Source organism: Pseudomonas sp. K5002 (genome assembly GCF_013386655.1).
Classification (GTDB): domain Bacteria; phylum Pseudomonadota; class Gammaproteobacteria; order Pseudomonadales; family Pseudomonadaceae; genus Aquipseudomonas.
Genome location: NZ_JACARK010001733.1, coordinates 1 through 564 on the forward strand (window position 1 = coordinate 1; position 564 = coordinate 564).

At 66.1% G+C, this 564-nt stretch carries 1 pseudogene; it reads left to right on the plus strand.

Going from position 1 to position 564, the window contains the following annotated elements:
- A pseudogene (gene mutL, locus HX846_RS38985) lies at positions 1-564 on the plus strand (DNA mismatch repair protein MutL); the annotation flags it as partial.

Genomic DNA, 564 nt, shown 5'->3' on the forward strand with positions numbered 1-564 from the left:
CTGGAGCAGGCGCTACCGATCGAGATCGAGCGCAATGGCCTGCGGCTGTGGGGTTGGGTGGGGTTGCCGACTTTCTCCCGTAGCCAGGCGGACATGCAGTATTTCTTCGTGAATGGCCGGGCGGTGCGCGACAAGCTGGTGGCCCACGCGGTGCGCCAGGCGTATCGCGACGTGCTGTTCAACGGGCGGCATCCGACGTTTGTGCTGTTTTTCGAGGTCGACCCGTCGGTGGTCGACGTCAACGTGCACCCGACCAAGCACGAAGTGCGCTTCCGTGACGGTCGCATGGTCCACGACTTTCTTTACGGCACCCTGCACCGCGCCTTGGGCGATGTGCGGCCGGATGATCACCTGGCGGCGCCGATTGTCACGGCTGTTGTCCGTCCTTCAGGGCCGGAAGCCGGCGAGTTCGGGCCCCAGGGCGAAATGAGCCTGGCGGCCAACCTGCTGCAATCGCCGCAAGCCCAGCCGAGCTTTACCGCACCTGGTTCAGGCGCCGGCGCCGGTTATCAATACCAGTACACCCCGCGTCCGCAACCGGCGGTGCCGGTGGCCGAGGCCCAG